Consider the following 19,635-nt stretch of genomic DNA (forward strand, 5'->3'; position numbering starts at 1 on the left):
AAGTTAAAGCCGGCTCTAAACAACCGTGCATCAATCACTTATTGCGCTACCTCATACAAAGACATATCCAATGTCTGAATGAAGAGCGTCCATTCCCCTGTCGAATAGAGTAGAAGCCGATGCATCGCGCGCGTGCATGCTGTATAAAAGAGTTTACGCTCGCTTTCCCAACGATACGTCCGCGAAGAAGCATCGTAGATTAGCACGGCGTCGAATTCAACTCCCTTAGCGAGATATGCGGGAATAACCAACGTTCCCTTCTCAAAGGTGAGCGTCTCCTTTGTAATGAGCCGCAGAGACTCGCAACCCTGCGTCGTCAATGCTTCATAGGCTTCGCGGCTTTCGGCTGCAGTCTTTGTAATGACGGCGATGGAGTCGAAGCCTTCAGCCTTAAGCGCCGCGAGGTCCTCTATTATTCGCGCCGCCCGCTTTTCGCCGCTGCCAACCTTCGAGAGGTAAGGCTTCCTGCCGCTCCTCTCGAAAGGCACGATCTCTCCGCTTGGTAGCAGCGACTTCGTAAACTCCACAATCTCACGGGTTGAACGATAACTTCGGACAAGACGGATCAGGCTCGTTTCGCCTTCGCCGTAAAGCCGGATCAACGGCGAATCCGCCTCGTGCAGAATCGTTGTTTGAGGGAAGATCGCTTGGGCGAAATCGCCGAACACCGACATTTTGGCGCGAGGAAACAGCTGTTTAAGAAACACGAATTGGAATGGCGAATAATCCTGGCCTTCGTCGACAAATAGATGCCGCACCTCCGTGTTCGTCCGAGCGCTCTCGACAAGTTCTTTTAAACACAGGAACGGGGCCGCATCCTCATAAAACAGTTCGAGCCGACTCAGCTTCTCCTTCGTTTGCATGCAGATTTCCGGCCACCGTTCGGGCATTTCGGTCTCGTTCGTCATTTTCCGAAAAGCGTCATCATCACCGAACAACTGATCATACAGCCCGATCGCATCTATGAACATTAACCGCTTCACGTCCCGCCTCAGCGGTTTGAAGCGCTCCTTTACGACCATCCGACGCAGCAGCTCTTCTTCCTGCTCGGCAAAGTCGAAGACATTCTCTTCCCCCTGCTCCTTCCCGCGAAACTCGCCATAGACTTCCACATACTGTTTGGTAAAATCGAAGACCGCCTCTTCTCGCTGGTACTTCTTGAGCAGCACGCTGTAGGCTTCGGTATATTGCTCGTTGTCGAGATAATCAAGTTCATCTTGAACCCAGAGCGCCTCCTGCTCCTTACGCTCCAGCGAACTCAGCTGTCGCAGCAGCCATTCCCGCAGCAGTATGACGCGATTAGCCAGGCGGATGGAACTTTCATAGCTGTAAAATTGCAATTTCATTTGCTCAGCGGTAATCAATTCTCGGTCCCGGAAACGGATACTGCGGAATAGCATGCCTTCTTTCCCCAGCCACAGCGCATAGCTTTGGAGAGCTTGCAGGAAAGCTTCGGACGCCTTATATTGCATCCCACTCATCCGTGCTTCATACCCTTGCGAAAATTTTGACGTCATTACATATTCGATCTGCTCGAACGGGTCCTCTAGGCGCAACGTGGATCCAAGCCAATACGCAAGATATTCCTGAAAGGTCGTCTGCTGCATGTTCTCCTCGCCGAGCTCAGGAAGAACCGTGGATACATAACTGTTAAACATCGGATTAGGCGAGAAAAGAACGATCTGGTCAGCCTTGAGCCTATCGCGGTGTTTATACAACAAGTACGCTGCCCGTTGCAGCGCCGCGGACGTCTTTCCGCTGCCGGCCGCCCCCTGCACAATGAGCATACGGCTCTTGTCGTTGCGGATGATGGCGTTTTGTTCCTTTTGGATGGTCGCCACGATGCTCTTCATTTGTGTATCCGCGCTCTTGCCAAGCACCTGCTGAAGCAATTCGTCGCCGATCGTTAAGCTCGTGTCGAACACATTCTGGAGCTGACCGTCGCGGATCTGGTATTGCCGCTTCAGCATCATCGTACCCGTGATTTGCCCGCCTGGCGTTTCATAGGCGGACGCCCCCGGGGAATAGTCGTAGTACATACTTGCAACTGGTGTTCGCCAATCATACACCAGAAAGCTCATCCCATCTGCATCGTCGAAAGACGATACGCCGATGTAAATTTGCTCGCTGAAGCTCAGACCATCCTCTTGAAAATCGATGCGCCCGAAGTAGGGAGACGGCAGCAGCCGTTTCATGCTTTTCCAACGCTTCATCCGTTGTTGGTGACTGCGCTCCCGTTCGGACAACACAGCCTCTTGCTGTTTTATACTGTAGAAGGTCTCTTCGAAATCTTCGTCAGTGCTTGTGTTGACTGTAACTTCCTCCCAAAACCGCTTGCGAATGTCCACCACCTGATCGCGCAACCCGGCCACCTCTGGATCCAGTTCGACGATTTTCGATCGCAGTTTTTCCGTAACCAGAACTAGCCGCTCCTGTTCTTGCTGCCAATCCTCCTCGTTTACCATCCTCACCAACACACTCCTTTTCGGACTTGTATAAAGAAGCAAAATAACGTTTGACAAACCGCAAACCCACGTGGTATGATAGTAGTGTAAGTATGATGTATTAATTATGTCTTTAGATAATTTTTTCGCAACGGCCTTCTAATCTTATCACGATGCTTCTTTGTATGCAATTTATTTATATAGAAGTAAGAACCGGCCGTGTCTTCCGGTTCTTTTTTTGTTCCCGAATCATTGGGCTTGGCCGTTGCGAACCAGACCGTTAAGACCAAAAATTCGCCTTACTTGTGGTAAGGTTCACCTTAACGGTCATAACGGCGAAAAATTAAGGGCACCCACAGATTCTATGGCCTTTTTGCATGTTTGACGATGTATCATTGGCAGACATCTGCATAAAACTCGATATTTTTGTACATATGTCCTATTTGGTTCTACCCCAAAAAGGTTTGATTAGCACGTACAAAAAAGTCGCAGCGAGATCATTGTACAATTACGAATTTCCATAAACAGAAGATGCAAAATATTCTTGCCAGTTTTGTTGAGTCACATGCTCCAATATTTCCTTGAAATCTTTCGTGCCAGGGTGTTTAAATTTCCATCGCTCGAAATAAACTTTCATCACTTCTTGCATTTTTTCGCTTCCGATTTTTTGTTCAATTTCTTGAAGCACATGCTTTCCGCCGATATAAACGTTATTTACATAGTCAATATAATTTTTGTACTGCCAACTGTATTTCGTTAATCGATTGTAGGTTGGAGAAGAAGGTCTATAAAATTGTTTCGGATCAATGCCAAATTCTGATGTCATAAGCTTCTCTTCTGCATATGAAGCGAAGCCTTCATCCAACCAAGGTTCTTCGAACTCATCATTGGCCACCATTCCATACCAATATTGATGAGCTATTTCATGGGCTATGACCCTTTCCAGATTTAAGTCTGGGTTTTCTTCAATGCCTGCGGATGCGGTAATTAATGTCGGGTATTGCATCCGACCGGCATGTTTTCCTTTTGCTGGTGGAGCAATGATGGACAATGAGGGATAAGGATACTCACCATACCATTCCCGATATTTTTGAAGAGATTTTTGTGCAGCCTGCATATATCTGCTTTTTAGATGGGCATGTTTAGGATCCAAATATAACTTGATTGTTGTTCCCGAATTGGAGGGCGCTTCCGAAAACATAAAGTTGGGGGATGCCGCCCAGGCAAAATCATGAACATCCCCCGCATGAAAGTAATGCCTAGCGATATCTCTTCCAATAGGTTTGGCGGATACCTCCGAACCTGTAGCTGCAACGATATCACTAGCTGGACAATCTATCGATACATCATACTCACCGAAATCCGCATAAAACTGGGAATTCGCATGGAATTGATGAAGGTGCCAACCGTCAGTCATACGCCCTCTCGTCCCAGATGGTTCATAGACGGCGATTTTGGGAAACCACTGCCCGGCCATTACAAATTCATCGGTATGACCCATTCGTCTATGGAGTTGAGGTAATTGTACGGAAAATTGCATGGTTATTTTGATCGTACCCTCAGGGGGGACGGTATAAGGGAGATCGACTTTCAGTAAAGTCCGATCCTCTTGATTACCGTCATCAGGCTGTACAAATTGCATGTGGGATGTCAATTGTTCTCCTTGTTCGGTTTCCATCCTTGAAATCTGGATGTTACCTAAGTCATCCGGTAACGTTGGTTTCGGAAATCCATCCGCTAACCTTTCCTTCCAAAAAGTCGTATTTGTGGACTCGAATGCATTCGGGTACATGTGAAAATATAACTCCTTGACCGGTCCCTTCGCTGGATTTTTCCACTTTATAGTTTCTGTCCCGGTTAACGTTTTATGTTGACCATCAACCGATACCTGAATGTTGTAATTGGCAACCCGGTTGCTAAGGTAATACTTACTCACGGATGGGTTTTGAAGTTCCTCATCAGGCCGCTTTTTTAACTCCAATGTCGATACTTTTTCTGAAAGAGACTTTACAAATTGTGCCGCCTCAGCCCTAGTTAAATTACCAGCCACCTCGTATCCACGTAGGGTCTTCCCATTTCGGCCATTAGAGAGGCCCATATCGTATAAGAAAGCAATGGCCCCATTGGTATCATAGTGGTTTCCGAAGGCACCCACGATGAGCTCGGCAACATGGCCACGGGCAATGGGAGTGGCCGCCAAAGCAGCAAGAGGCATGTTAAACTGTTTCGCGACAACATAATACGGATATGTCCAGTTATTTGGAGTTGAAGGATTCTTTTTAACTATTTCCATAGCGTTCGGGTATAACCGAAGTAGTATTGCAAGGAACTCTGCTTCCGTTACGATGTTGTCCGGTCTAAATGTTCCATCTTCGTACCCTTGAACTATTTTTTGATCAGTCGCCCACTTTATTGTCACTTCAGCCCAGTGACCTTTAATATCGGAAAATGAATCGGTCGCTGCAAATACAGATAATACGTTCTGAGAAACTAAAGTAGCTGTAATGATGATTATTACTAAAAATTTATTGAAACGAATCATAGCAGGCACCCCGTTACTTAAGTATGGATCAGAGTAATACACAATTTAGGGTTCTGGTGCAAAAATATTTTTACATCCCGTATGTAGTGTTAACTTAATGCCAAATGAAATTTTAGGGCACTATATATTGTGGTTATAAAAATTTTTGCACCAGAACCTTTCCGCGTCCTATCCTTACAAAAGCGCGGTGCACAGAAATCGGTTGAACATTTATTCCAATGTCAAGTTAATTCATATTTTACTGATACACAATGAAATTAGCATGAAAAATTTAGGAGAATTAAGATCAGATGAGACATATGTACAAAAACCATTATTTTATGAACATGTCCATGCTCTTATTTCGTTACCTTGCCCATCTATTTCGGGAAATCCGAAGAAAAACAAAGAACGGCCCTTTCGCAAACGATGCGAACAAAGCCGTTTTTTGCTATTGTTCCATGGAAGCTAAATCGTCTGCCACGGCGAAATTTGAGGGAATATCGGTGTTGAAATTCTAAGTAAGATTGCTGCAAGGTATCCGTATCACACGTAAGGCGAAATCACTTGTGGTAGTTTTCACCGTATCGGGTCTAACGGCGAAAAATACGAAAGGAGCTGCCGCCAGCTCCATAAGATTTTGCTGCCGAAATGATGTTTCACACTGTAAAACAAAAATAACCCACATGAGGGGCAAATTTTTCTAACTGCCCCTCTTATGGGTTATCTCCCTAGTACACTACTTTTTTATCGATTCATTTGCTTTTTTAATTTGTTTATTTGTATTTGCAACAGCCTGATCCATTGCTTCACGTGGATTTTTACCATTGAATACCATTTCTTCGGCAGCTTGCAGATCATTACGAAGCTGTGGAAGTTGCGACAATAATGGGCCGGCGGTTGCTTCTGTTTGCTTGGAATTTTTAAATTGATCCGCTGCCACTTTTAATTGAGGCGTTTTTGCATAAATCGCCTGCATTGTATTTGTTTCAAATGATTTTGTATTAATAGGGAAGTAACCTGTATCGCCTGCCCAAACAGCTTGTACCTCTGCAGAGGTTGCGTATTGCATGAATTTCATAGTAGCTTCTCTTTCTTTTGCAGGAAGCCCTTTAGACACAACTAATGCTCCGCCGCCTGCATATACTCCTTGAGGTTCCTTGCCTTCAGAATGAGGTAGATAGGCTATGCCGACTTCAAAAGGCGCGCTCGTAACCAATTTAGCGGCAGTGGCGGATGTTGAAATGAACATCGCAATGTCTTTTTTATAAAATCCAGTAACGATATTATCAATGTTTTTTCCATAATTTACGAATTGGTCGGCTTTAATCAGATCATGCAGCCAAGTAAAGATCGTTAAAATTTCATTTTGATAAGCTACTTCGGTAGTACGACTTGTGCGGCCGTTAGCATTGTTGACAACAAGTCCACCCATATTGGTTACCATTTGGTCCAGAGCATAGCCATATACAGGCTTGGTAAATGCTCTCATCCCATTATTCGACGCTTTAATTTTAGGGCCTGCTTTTAAAATTTCTTCATACGTGGAAGGAGCTTTATCATATCCGGCATTTTTCAATGCTTCTACATTATAGTAGAGAACAGGTGAAGATGCATTGAATGGCATCGCATACAGCGTTTTATTTACTGTATAGAAGTTTACCACTTGCGGGATCAAATCATCGAGCTTATAGTTATAATCTTTAACCTGGTTGGATACAGGTTCGATCAATTGTGAATCGATCATCGATTGCAAATTTTGTTCACCGATTTGAATTAAAGATGGACGACCTGCTCCACCGTTCATGTTGAAGAATTTAGAGGTGGATTCGTCATAGCTCCCTTGATTTTCAGCGACTACAACGACTTCTTTTTGGCTAGCGTTAAATCCGTTTACAATTTTTTCTAAATTCGCTTGATTCGCACCACTCATTGAATGCCAGAACAATACTTTTGTAGGGTTTCCATCGGTTGTAGAAGATTGTGTAGCTTTTGGCGCGTTAGATTCCTTTGAACCAGTGCTTGCTCCGGTTCCACAACCAGTCAGAACGACCATGGCCGATAATACAGTTACCATTACTCTTTTCAACATGTTGAAGTCTCCTCGTCGGTTTTTTTATTTATTTGAGAGCGCCTTTGGTAAGACCCTCTTGCAAACGGCTTTGGCCAGCAAAAATCAAAATAAGGGTAGGCAATGCGACAATCATAGCCCCGGCAGTAATCATGCCATAATCATTTAAAACTTCTGTTGTCGCCAACTGTCGTAAGCCGATTTGCACCGTGCGTACCGTTGTATTAGTCGTAGCAAGCAAGGGCCACATATAAGCATTCCAACTGACCAGAAAGTTATAAATTGCCAAAGTTACGATACTGTTTTTGGACATGGGAACAGCTACTTTTCGAAAAAAACGAAAATCTCCTATTCCTGCGAGATGACTGGCTTCCTTTAACTCATAAGGGATCTGCTTGAAGTTTTGCCTCAGCAAAAAGATACCAAAGGTAGAGGCGAGACCTGGAAGAATCAGGCCTGAATAAGTATTAAGCATGTTCCATAATCGCAGAGTCTGAAAGTTTGAAATGACCAAAGCCTCTGATGGTATCATCATGGTTGCCATAAAAAAGAGAAAGATTATATTTTTTCCTTTGAAGTTAATGAAGACAAAGGCATAAGCTGCTAGTAGAGCCAAGACAATCTGCAACACGGTCATTATGATAGAAACAACTACCGAGTTGATTATATAGTGCATCAACGGCTGGGCTTTAAATGCGTTCTCGTAATTTCCAAAGGACAACCGGCCAGGAATATATAATCCGTTCATAATATCCGTATTGTTCGAAAAGCTCAATAATATGGCAAAAATGACAGGAAAGAAAACCGTAAACGCACAAATCGACAAGATGGCATACAAAATAATTTTTTTTGATAGCGGCATTGTCATTGATAGGTTACCCATCTTTCTGTCAGTTTGATCTGTAAACGGGAAACAATGAATATCATTATAAACAAAACGACGCCCTGTGCCGTTGCACTTCCATACTGGAAGTTGACAAATGCTTCGGTATATATGCTATAAACAAGCAAATTGGTACTATTGACAGGTCCTCCCCTGGTTAACATATCAATGACTCCAAAAGATTGGAAGGCATAGATGATCGATATAGTCAACACAAAAAACAAAGTTGGTGATAACAGGGGAATGGTGATTTTTCTTAACTTGAACCAGAAACCTCCGCCGACAATATCGGCGCTCTGATAGTAGGAACTGTCTATGTTTTTTAATCCCCCTATTAACACTAAGTAAGAGAACCCTATGTTCATCCAGACGGAAACAAGCGACACGGAGAGCATGGCATATGAAGGGCTTGTCAACCATCCAATTGGAGCTCCGCCAAAAAAGGCTATCAACTTATTGAGGATGCCAACCGTCGGATGGAACAAAAAACTCCAAAACACGGATCCAGCCGCAACCGATACCCCCATCGTAGAAGAGAATATCGTTTGAAAAATTCCCATCCCTTTTAATTTTTCAATGGAAATAACCGCCAGAAACAATGAAATTACGATAGTCAAGGGAACTGTGATCAGGGTATACAAGAAAGTAGCTTTGATGCTCGTAAGGTACACCGGATCATTAAATAGTTCTGTGTAATTTTGAAATGCAACAAATTTTGTCAAGAATCCGCGGTTGTCGGACAAAAATAAGCTTTGGATTATCGTTTGTATGAATGGATAAATAACGAAAATAAGGAACAGGATTAGAGAGGGGAGTATATACAGCATCCCTTTCCAGAAATTCGTTCTTTCCTGCTTCCTTTTTTTGAGCAAGAGTTCCTGCTCGAATCCTTCACCCATAATATTCCCCCCTCAGTGCGGCGCTGCGAACTTTATCCGCATGAGCATCCATATCCTTTTGAAGGGAGGCACGGATTAACTTCTCGCTATTTACGTCAAAAAAATGATAAAAATCAGGATGAAAATCTACATGTATTGTTGACCCAATCTCGATATTCCATTGGCCCGGCCATTTTGCGATAAAGATTTCCCGACCGACCTCAAATACAATTTGCGTTTCATTTCCCAGAAGTTCCACATTCATAATCGTTACAGGATAAGAGGTTTTTGTTTTACCAGAAGCATATGAAATGTTTTCTGGACGAATCCCAACGATAAATTCCTCGCCTGCCGGAAGATGATGCCTGTTGCTGGATTCAATATTTACTTGGATAGAATCATTTAATACGATGCTATCCCCCATTAGCACGGTATGTGCCATATTCATTTGCGGAGTGCCGATAAAGCCTGCAACGAATTTATTGGCCGGATTATTATATAAAGTAAGCGGAGCACCTACTTGCTGAATATGCCCTCCATTCAAGACCATGATTCGATCTCCCATTGTCATTGCTTCAACTTGATCATGGGTTACGTAGATCATGGTCAAGCCCAATTGTTTTTGAATGCGCCGAATTTCCGTACGCATTTGCGCCCTTAATTGTGCATCAAGATTAGACAACGGTTCATCCATTAAACAAATCGGAGAGTGGCTGCAAATGCTTCTGGCAAGTGCAACCCTTTGCCGTTGCCCACCTGATAACTGACCCGGCTTGCGATTGAGCAATTCAGTTAGACCCATCATTTCTGCGGTCTCCTTCAATCGCTTATGCTGATCTTCTTTCGAGACTTTTTTCACGTCCAGTCCAAAAAGGATATTTTCTCTTACAGACATATGTGGAAACAACGCATAGTTTTGGAATACCATCGAGATATTCCGATCTTTTGGCAATGCATGGTTAGATACTTTTCCATTAATTTTTAACAGGCCGTCTGTAATATCTTCTAAGCCTGCAATCATGCGTAAAAGCGTACTTTTTCCACAGCCGGAAGGACCAACCAATACGAAAAACTCACCTTGTTTAATTTCTACGTTTATGTTTTCAATAACATTTGTATTACCATCGTATGATTTGGATAAATCAATTAACTCGATTTGATTCATTGAAAGTTTGTCTCCTTCATTATTCAAACTTGCTTTTTGGGATATAGACCATAAAAATGCATGACATTTAAATCCTCGGGCAAATCAGAACCATGTGTTCCGTGACCTTCGTCATTTGTATGAATGCCATGGTCGTCATATGGTGAAATATAGTAATCTATCTGTCTTTCACCAAATATAATAGACATGCTTGAATTTGCTACGGCTCAATGGCAACTTTTTTGTTTCCTCGCACTAGCGCATCAAATAATGAACCAGTTTGGATCACATGTTTTTGGTATTGTTGTATGCCGTGTACCACTGGCAAAGTGCCGGTATACATGGAGCCAAAGCAAATCGGTGTAACGGAATCTTGGAATCTCATATTTTTGAATGAAGGTTTTTACTGATGAAATGGATACTTCTTCCAATTTGGACGATTCTACTCCAATACTCTCTGCTATTGTGGCTGCGAATTGCGTCATTAAAAATGAATTGTACTTAGCTTCCATCTCCTCTTGCCTCTATTAAGCAGACGAAGCCAATCTCCCCGTCATGATTCAGCCTACACGTATCAAGCCCGTAGGTATTTCGTTCTCTATCTAAACATATTTATGTAAAGCCTATATTATCTCTATGATAAGATTTTGTATATTTTTGTCGAAATTTGTTTAGTTTAATTTACGCTTTAGTGCTTTAATAAAGTCAAACTTTCTTTACTCATCAAAAAGGCCCGCATTAACTCTAAAATAAGCTTATCGGGTCTATTCTTTTCCATCCCTCAAATTTCACCTCACTTGTGATACGGTTCTGCATATCATCTTGGAGGCGAAACAAATGGGGTCAGCTTCATGTTTCTCAACAGGCTAACCCCATTTGTTTCATTTATTTTATATTCTGCTGCTCTTCGTCGGAAATAAAATACGCGTGAATATCGCGGAACTTCAAACCCCGAATGTCCATGAGGCTGGAACTCCACATCCAATTGGACTACAGCGGGGGACGGGACTCCCTTCATACCACCCAGGTTGACATGGTTAACTCCTTTTACAAAATCATCCTGGGCAATCATATATTCGAGGAACACGAGCTTCCCTATCATATATTCAATAGATCGGCCCGACCGGGAGGTCGGAACCGGGCAAACGGTTAGCAGCTCGGCATCCCGGGTCAACACCCGAACCCCTCATACAAAGACATATCCATTGCCTGAATGAAGAGCGTCCATTCTCCTGTCGTATAAAGCAGAAGCCGATGCATCGCACGCGTACATGCTGTATAAAAGAGCTTGCGTTCGCTTTCCCGGTTGTATGCTTGAGAAGAAGCATCGTAGATCAGAACCGCGTCGAACTCAACACCCTTAGCGAGATATGCGGGAATAACCAACGTTCCCTTTTCAAAGGTGAGCGTCTCCTTCGTAATGAGCCGCAGAGACTCGCAACCCTGCGTCGTCAATGCTTCATAGGCCTCACGGCTTTCGGCTGCGGTCTTCGTAATGACGGCGATGGAGTCGAAGCCTTCAGCCTTAAGCGCCGCGAGGTCCTCTATTATTTGCGCCGTCCGCTTTTCCCCGCTGCCAGCCTTCGAGAGGTACGGCTTCCTGCCGCTCCTCTCGAAAGGCACGATCTCTCCACTTGGTAGCAGCGACTTCGTAAACTCCACAATCTCACGGGTTGAACGATAACTTCGGACAAGGCGGATCAGGCTCGTTTCGCCTTCACCGTAAAGCCGGATCAATGGCGAATCCGCCTCGTGCAGATTCGTTGCTTGAGGGAAGATCGCTTGGCCGAAATCGCCGAGCACCGACATTTTGGCGCGAGGAAACAGCTGTTTGAGAAACACGAATTGGAATGGCGAATAATCCTGACCTTCGTCGACAAATATATGCCGTACCTCCGTGTTCGTCCGAGCGCTCTCGACAAGTTCTTTTAAACACAGGAACGGGGCCGCATCCTCATAAAACAGCTCGAGCCGACTCAGCTTCTCCTTCGTTTGCTTGCAGATTTCCGGCCAATGTTCGGGCATTTCGGTCTCGTTCGTCTTTTCCCGAAAAGCGTCATCATCACTGAACAACTGATCATACAGCCCGATCGCATCGCTCATGCTTTAGCCGTTGCTCCACTTCATACAATTGTTCTTCTACCGGTTTCATCTTGCATCACCCGTCCAATAGTTGATCTTAACCTATTCGACGAGTATTACTTGAAATTCCTTCCAAGTCACTTTAGTTCATCTTATATAGCAAAGAAATGAAGTACAAAAGTGCCTCAAATCAGATTAATAAGAAAGAAAAGTAGGCAGGACTCGCTCCCTGCCTACTTTGTCAACAAGCCCAAGACTTTGTCGACAGTCTGAGGCCGCGAATACATAGCGGCCATGTTGCAGTTGGTTATTTTCGAAACAGCCAGTTTGGTGGGACTGCCTTGAGATCTGCCGGCTGCCGGTATCGTTCCCCGATTTCTTTAAAGCGCTCCACAACGTTTGCGTCCAACAAACCTTGCTGATTCGGTGCTCCGTTTAATAAGAATGAGACGTTATGTTTATACATTTCATGGAGTTTATCCAGTACCCAGTCGGCCGTCTTAAGCTCCATCGTCGTATCCGGTTTTCTCCAGAACCAGGTTTTCGTCAATATATTGCAGCTCGCGCCCGGACCCTCGAACGTGTCGTCCACTTCTTGCCCGGCAGCATTTTCATAAAAAACGACATCCGTATGGTCCAAATTCGATTCACAGCTGATATTCATCAGTAAACAGTCAGGCTGAAAACGTTTTACCCAGTCATCGATTTCCTCAAAGGGGAGATCTTCATAATTAGGCCCGCCCCAATGTGCATTCCAACCGTCAATGATGAGGAAAGGGATATCGCCGTAGCTCGTAAGCAGCTCTCTTAGCTGGTTTTTGATAAATTCTTTGTCCTCCAGTGTACATTTTTTTCGGCCGATCTGATGATGCAGGTCCAGCATGGAAAAATAGAGCCCCGCTTCAATTCCTTCCGCCCGGAAAGCATCAAGATATTCGCGTACGACATCTTTCTGATTCGAAGCATTTCTGATGCAATGCTCCGTGTACTGGCTTGGCCATAAACCGAATCCTTCATGATGCTTCGCCGTTAAAGCGGAAAACCTCATTCCGGCGGATTTTGCGGCTTGAGCCCATTGTGTACAATCGAGATGTGCAGGGTTCCAGTCATGCGGGTCAAATGGGTATTGACGAGGCTCATTATGATTCTCGTGTCCGTATTCCCAATCTTCCATTTTGGTATCCGCAAACTGAAAGGTGGCGCTGTTGAAGTGAATGAACATTCCAAACCTTTGATTGACAAACCACAGTTGTTTCTCTGCCAGATCTTGTTTATTCATAGTGTAACTCCCTATTTTTTATATTTACTATCGTATAATTGTTGATATATGGATAAGCAGTGATCCAATTTCATCCCGGTAACATTCTCCGACGTAAGAAAATCCAAAACAGGCCGGGCGAAGACGGATCGGTTGGAATGATTTCATTTGTCGGTCACCTGCCTATTTCTTATACTTTTTGTCATAAGCTTCTTGATAAATTTGGAGGTAGCGCTCCAGATTCATTTTTTTCAGGTTGCTCAAGTAGGAGCTCCATTCTTTGTCCAAATCCGCATCGCCCGTAACGAAACGCGCCATCATTTCGTTGACGTAATCGTTGATCGTTTTTGCTAGATCGGATAGTTCGCCCGCCTGTTCGTTGCTGAAGAATAATGGAGGAAGTACTTGGCTGATATCGGGTTTGTATGGATCGTATTTTTGCTTGGCCTCGTTGTACATAACCACCTCAAGCGGTTTCTCCGGATTGGCAACTTCGCCCAACCGCAGATCGTTGGAGCGGTAGGATATTCCGGTTTGGCCCCAGTTGAAGTTTTGCACCTGTCCCCAGTTGGCGATCTGTTTCCATTTGGCCGGTTTACCGTTGATTCCGATTTCGCCCGGCTGCGCTTTTACCCATTCTTGATCGGGACGCCCGACCGTAGAACGGAGCGTGCTCTCTTCATTATAGATAAAATCGGCCAGACGGAACGCCGCTTCCGGATTTTTGGCTGCCTTTGTGATCAGGAATTCCCCGCCGCCCACCGAGTGATAACCTTCCAGCGTCGCGACCTGCAGCCCCTTCGGACCTTTTAAGGGAGGAACCGTCTTGTATTCCAGCCATCGATTGCTTTTTCCGTAAAATTCCGTGAAAACGCCCATGTGCATAGCCGATACGGCGCCCAAAACCGCCGTATTTGGATTTTCGCCAAGCTGCTTTAATTGGTTGCCGTCCTGCGTCAAAGACTGGTGGTCCAGCAATCCTTCGCTGTAGAGCTTATGCAGATACAATAATCCATCCTTCCATTCCGGCTTATCGAAGGGGACGACGACTTTCTTTTTATCAAGATAAATCCGGTCGCCGCCGGGGTTGTATATGAATGCGTCCATCAAGAAGGAATCAATGCTGGTATAGAAGCCGGTCGGCGAGCCGGATAGCGGAATCTCATCGGCTTTCCCGTTGCCGTTTGGATCTTTCGTTTTAAACGCTTTCAGCACTTCATAAAATTCATCGGTGGTAGTCGGCATTTTCAGTCCGAGTTTATCCAGCCAAGGCTGATAAATCCACATTCTTCGGGGAAGATCACAGTGGAAGCACTCATTCGTCTGGGGCAGTGCGTAAATATTTCCATCCGGCGCGGTGATGCTCTCTTTGACGACGGGCAGTTCCTGGAACATTTTCTTCGTCTCAACGCCGTACTTGTCGATCATTTTATTCATGGGCAAAAAGATTCCCTGGCTTCCGTAGATCATTTGCTGGGTGTTGGACACGCCGAAGCCCATGATCACATCAGGGTAGTCCCCTCCGGAAAGAACGAGGTTCAGCTTTTCCGAGGCTGATTTCGAAGGGATGATTTCCCAATCGATGTGTATGTTAGTTTTTTCCTCCAAATATTTGGTAAACTCGTTGGTCGAGAAATCTTTGACAACCGAGTTTTCCGGCACCATGACTTTGAGAGTCGTTTTATCGTTGGTGATCGGGAATTGGCCAGCAGGATTCACGGAGGACGTACTATTGCCGGGAGCGTTGCTGTTTTGCGAGCTATCTGCCGATTTATTGTCCTGACAGCCTGACAGAAACACGGCTCCGAAGAGAATGATCAAGCAGGCGATAATCGTCATCTTTTTCAAGTTGGATTCCTCCTAATGTAACATGTAATGAAACGGTCAACCTTTTAATGATCCAATCATAACGCCTTTGACAAAATGCCTCTGCACAAAAGGATAAACGATCAGCAATGGGAAAGTGGAGACCACGATCAACGAATATTTCAACAAGGTTCGGAGCGCTTCTTTTTGGGCTTCTTCTTTAACATCCGACAACATAAGCGCATTGGCATCGTTTTGAATAAGAATTTCCCTTAATATTAACTGTAGCGGATACAAGCTTTGTTTCTTCAAATAGATGAGCGAGCTGAAAAACTGGTTCCAGTGTCCTACCGCATAAAATAAAGTAATGACTGCAATAATGGGTCCGGACAGGGGAATAACGATTTTCCAAACGAACTTAAAATCGTTACAGCCGTCCAATTGCGCCGCTTCCAGCATCTCTTCGGGAATGGTGGTCTGGAAATAAGTCCTCGTAATAATTACATTCCAAATGGACATAGCCCCGGGAATCAGCATAGCCCAGACCGTATTCAACATGCCAAGGTCTTTCACCAGTAGGTAGCTTGGAATCAACCCACCGGAAAATAACGTTGTAAAGACAAACAGCATCATCACGGCATTGCGGCCGTAGCAGTCTTTCCTGGACAGAGGATAAGCGGCCAGAAGAGTCATGATCACGTTGATGATGGTGCCAAATACGGTGTAAAATATCGTATTCCGGAAGCTGGACCAGATCAACTTATGTTTAAATACGGCCTCGTATCCCGCCAGGGTCGGATGGATAGGCCACAATCTGACCTTGCCGGCGATAACAGCAGATGGATCACTGAATGAAGCGCTTACAATGTAAATGAGCGGGTACAAAATCGTCAGTAGAAACAGCAGCAAAATCGCGTAATTGACAATCGAAAAGATTCGGTCACTGCTTGATTCTTTGATGTGGGAATATTCCATCGTCTTGCCCGCCTTTCCTCTACCACAAACTGGCTTGATTTGTTTTCTGGGCGATTTTGTTGACCAAATACAGAAGAAGCAGTCCGATCACGGATTTGAACAGGCCGATGGCGGCAGAATACGAATAATTCATGGCCTGGGAAACAAGGCCCACTTTGTACACATACGTATCGATGATTTCCGAAGTGCGCAAGTTCAGCGGATTTTGCATCAGGATCACTTTTTCAAAACCGATATCGAGGATATAACCGGTATTGAGTATCAGCAAAATCATGGTAACCGGCATGATTCCGGGGAGATCGATATGCCATATTCTCCGCATTTTACTGGCGCCGTCCATGACAGCCGCTTCGTGAAGAGACGGATCGATGCTTGAAAGCGCCGCCAAAAAGATGATACAGTTGAACCCGACGCTTTGCCAAATTCCGGACCATACAAAAATAGACTTGAAAAATTCGGGTCTCCCCATGAAATTAATTGGAGTCATTCCTATCGATTTCATCAAGATGTTGACGATTCCGTGCCGGGTATCGAGCATCTCCAGAATGATACCGACCATGACGACCACCGATATGAAATGGGGGGCATACGTGATCATCTGCACCGATTTTTTGAACCATTGCTTTTGCACGGAATTCAAGCTCAAAGCCAGTAGAATCGGAAACGGGAATCCTGCGACGATACTGTAAAAACTCAAAAGCAAGGTGTTTCCCATCAATCTTCCGAATTCGTAAGAATGAAAGAAACGGTTGAAATGTTTGAAGCCTACCCATTGGCTGCCCCAGATTCCTTTGGTCACGATGTAGTCCCTGAAGGCGATTTGCCCCCCATACATCGGTACATATTTGAACACGATGATATAAATCACCGGCAGGGCAAGCAGGACGTACAACTGCCAGGCTTTGCGCATTTTGAACCACGAGGTGGCCAGGTTCGCTTTGAGGGGGGCCGGTTGCCGGGTCTGTTGTGTAGCCGCTTCCATATTCGCACCTCCTTTCGGTTTTATTGGTTGCCTATACCGAAAGTAGCATCAGCGCTTGGGGAAGTAAAGAGGATAAGAAAACCGGAAGGTGCAATCGTTAAGATGCCGGATGTGCATTTGTTTAGTGGGAGTGCATTTGTTAAGAATACGGATTATTCAAGCTGAAAGGAACTCCGGTACTCGGTTGCACTGATCCCATGGATACGTCGGAAGGCCCTTCCGAACGTATTGGAGGAGTAATAACCGGTAAGGTCGACAATTTCTTTGATGGGCAGATCCGTCGTGCGAAGAAGCTCCTTCGCACGATCCATCCTCAGTCCTTCCAAATAATCGGAGAAATTCACACCGGATTGTTCCTTGAAAAATTGGGACAGATACACTTTGGAAACGTTAAGCTTTTCCGCCAGCAGCTCCAAGCTCAAATCCGCCAGCATATAAGACGAATGGACACAATGGAGGGCTTCCTCGATCAAATGTACGTTTTGACTTTTTTTACGTTCGTTTACATAATCGCAAATTTTGCCGTACTCGTCGGTGAAGGATTGAAGCAGTTGATGGGAGTCCTCTTCGGAATGGATACGGAGGGTCCACTTTTTTACATCGGCTTCGTCTTCCAATCCCAGTTGTTCTTTCACTTTCACCAAGGTGCCCAGCATTTCGAACAGGAACAGATTCAGCATGGAAGGGGACAAGTTCCGGTCTTTCAAATTTTCGAGCTGCAGCTCCTGAAGCAATTTGTTCGTTCCGGTCCGGTCGCCCGCCTTGGAATAATTCATCAGCCGGCTTTCCACCTCCCCGGGGTAATAGTAACCTTGTCTTAGCTTGGGCAGATCAGTGAACCAGACGATCCCAGGAGCGTATCCCCAAATGCTTAGGTTCATGGCTTGTCTGGCTTCTTCATAAGATCGGGATACGTTGAGCAGAGAATAATAGATGCCGCCCACGGAGACGGATAAAGGATTTTCCAATTGGGTGCGGAAATTAATCAAAACCTCGTGGAGGATTTGCTCCACATGGGGGCGAAATTTCAGCTGGTCGTTTGTCCGATTGAGGAAAAGCAGAGCGAGTGAATCCTCGGACACATCATGGGAATAAGCATCGTTTCCTGCGGTATTTCGCAATATTTCTTTCACGAGGACCCGGTTGACATCCAATTCATAAAGAACGTCCGAACTAAGGTCATTTTTCTTGTACCGAAAATGCAGTATCGCGACCATGTACGAGCTGCCCGCCAAATCCATCTTTTGATACTTCAGGAGCGCCTCAATGTCTTTGACGCCTTTGCCGATCATAAAGTCGCCTTTCAGCAGACCGTCAAAAATTGTAGCTTTCAGGAAAGGGGCCTGCCTCTCGATTTTTTCTCCCAGTTCGTAATTATTATCAATCAACCTGGTTAAAGTACTCTGTACGAAGCCGTATGGATCTTCGCTCCCCGTACTGTCCCCGCTGAATCTTTCCTTGATCGTGTTTAGGATGCGCGTCCAGGGCTTACTGTTTCGATAAGCGAACAAATAGGCCAACAGGACGCCCAGTCCCAAGAAGAGGAATACCACCGTGAATGTAATTTTTTTGATGTAAATGACTTTCTGGAGCACGATATGGGGAGGCTGCGCCACGATATAAGTCCAACCGTTATAGGATGATTTGGTGTAAGTAATCAGCATTTGCTTTGTATCGCGGGAAGGCCCGATGATGCCCTTGCTTTGATTCATAAGCGTCGCGTCGGGGACAAGCTCCTTGTTTCCGAAAGAGCTTAGTACTTGACCCTTCTCGTCAAGAATGCAAGCCCAACCGCCATCGGAGGTATCAATGCTATCCCACGGCTTCAACATGTCCTTGTTATCAATGAGAATGACGAGCGCTCCGGTGGGATACCAAGGGTATCCCAAAGTCTTAACATAAGTCAACATGGAAGACGATTTGCCTCTCAGAGTTACATTATGGACCGGGAAAAATTGCCTGTTATGGAAAATGCCCACGAAATACTCATACCATGTCCGGTAATCCATATTGTCATACATCAAAACTCGCTGGTAAAAACTGGGAATTTCATGGGTGGAATTCGAGGATACGGCCAAATTGCTTTTTTTGAACAACAGAAAGTAATCGATTACAAAATTATTCGAGGCACTATAATTATGCAGTCCCTTTTGCATATCTATCACTCGGTAGGTGTTGGGCCCGTCGAACGGATTCTCGACTTGTTGGAAGCTCATAACACGGGGCTCGTTCGTGATTTGCCTTGCGATGGTATCGATTTCAGAAAGCCTGCGATCCAGCATATCCTTCACTTGCTCCAGCAGCAGCAAATTGCTCCGGGTTGCTTCATTTTCCAGCAGGTTGAAGGTTCTGTAATACAGCAGCCAGCCTAACAGCAAGGCAAGGATCATAAAAAAGATGTAGGGCATCAACAGGCGAACAAATAAATGGTGTTTCCCCATGACGGCATAAAGCGGCCTTACCCTCATCTTCAACAGCCCCTTCTCTGACTTTCCGGCAGATTCCTACGTTTTGATTAATGGTATAATATAATAAATTTGCAGTCAATTGCTTTCAATGCCACCCTTCACATTCTGTAGGTGCCTCAAAGA

The 19,635-nt window shown here is 44.9% G+C and carries 13 protein-coding genes; all 13 read right to left on the minus strand.

Features of this window, described 5'->3' with window-relative positions:
* Positions 1-38 precede the first annotated feature (38 nt).
* Entirely contained in the window at positions 39-2,465 is a 2,427-nt protein-coding gene (helD, locus tag BLV33_RS17280; protein WP_090794378.1) for an RNA polymerase recycling motor HelD, read from the minus strand.
* A 487-nt stretch (positions 2,466-2,952) separates the two neighbouring features.
* Positions 2,953-4,986, minus strand: a complete 2,034-nt coding sequence (locus BLV33_RS17285) for a M1 family aminopeptidase (protein ID WP_090794383.1) — start codon at positions 4,984-4,986, stop codon at positions 2,953-2,955.
* 718 nt (positions 4,987-5,704) lie between these two features.
* Entirely contained in the window at positions 5,705-7,057 is a 1,353-nt protein-coding gene (locus BLV33_RS17295; RefSeq protein WP_090794389.1) for an ABC transporter substrate-binding protein, read from the minus strand.
* 28 nt (positions 7,058-7,085) lie between these two features.
* The gene (locus BLV33_RS17300) at positions 7,086-7,784 is read right to left on the minus strand and encodes a carbohydrate ABC transporter permease (RefSeq protein ID WP_366414822.1); all 699 of its coding nucleotides are present in this window, start codon (positions 7,782-7,784) and stop codon (positions 7,086-7,088) included.
* A 116-nt stretch (positions 7,785-7,900) separates the two neighbouring features.
* Positions 7,901-8,818: a carbohydrate ABC transporter permease gene (locus BLV33_RS17305; protein WP_090794395.1), complete on the minus strand. Its 918-nt coding sequence runs from the start codon at positions 8,816-8,818 to the stop codon at positions 7,901-7,903.
* Positions 8,811-9,962 (minus strand): ABC transporter ATP-binding protein, encoded by a 1,152-nt coding sequence (locus BLV33_RS17310; RefSeq protein WP_090794397.1) that lies wholly within the window; start codon positions 9,960-9,962, stop codon positions 8,811-8,813. Before BLV33_RS17310 ends, BLV33_RS17305 begins: the two co-directional genes overlap by 8 nt.
* A 796-nt stretch (positions 9,963-10,758) precedes the next feature.
* Entirely contained in the window at positions 10,759-11,115 is a 357-nt protein-coding gene (locus tag BLV33_RS17320; RefSeq protein WP_090794403.1) for a hypothetical protein, read from the minus strand.
* Positions 11,112-12,044, minus strand: a complete 933-nt coding sequence (locus BLV33_RS17325; protein ID WP_366414823.1) for an ATP-binding domain-containing protein — start codon at positions 12,042-12,044, stop codon at positions 11,112-11,114. Before BLV33_RS17325 ends, BLV33_RS17320 begins: the two co-directional genes overlap by 4 nt.
* Before the next feature lie 286 nt (positions 12,045-12,330).
* A complete protein-coding gene (locus BLV33_RS17330) occupies positions 12,331-13,302 on the minus strand; it encodes an alpha-L-fucosidase (RefSeq protein WP_090794406.1) in 972 nt (323 codons plus the stop codon).
* Between the two features lie 162 nt (positions 13,303-13,464).
* Positions 13,465-15,120 (minus strand): ABC transporter substrate-binding protein, encoded by a 1,656-nt coding sequence (locus BLV33_RS17335; protein ID WP_090799013.1) that lies wholly within the window; start codon positions 15,118-15,120, stop codon positions 13,465-13,467.
* A 45-nt stretch (positions 15,121-15,165) separates the two neighbouring features.
* On the minus strand, positions 15,166-16,062 hold the full coding sequence (locus BLV33_RS17340; protein ID WP_090794409.1) for a carbohydrate ABC transporter permease: 897 nt from the start codon (positions 16,060-16,062) through the stop codon (positions 15,166-15,168).
* 19 nt (positions 16,063-16,081) lie between these two features.
* The gene (locus tag BLV33_RS17345; protein ID WP_090794412.1) at positions 16,082-17,044 is read right to left on the minus strand and encodes an ABC transporter permease; all 963 of its coding nucleotides are present in this window, start codon (positions 17,042-17,044) and stop codon (positions 16,082-16,084) included.
* 152 nt (positions 17,045-17,196) lie between these two features.
* The gene (locus BLV33_RS17350) at positions 17,197-19,512 is read right to left on the minus strand and encodes a helix-turn-helix domain-containing protein (protein WP_090794414.1); all 2,316 of its coding nucleotides are present in this window, start codon (positions 19,510-19,512) and stop codon (positions 17,197-17,199) included.
* Between the last annotated feature and the right edge of the window lie 123 nt (positions 19,513-19,635).

The sequence above is a fragment of the Paenibacillus sp. GP183 genome (assembly GCF_900104695.1).
Classification (GTDB): Bacteria; Bacillota; Bacilli; order Paenibacillales; family NBRC-103111; genus Paenibacillus_AI.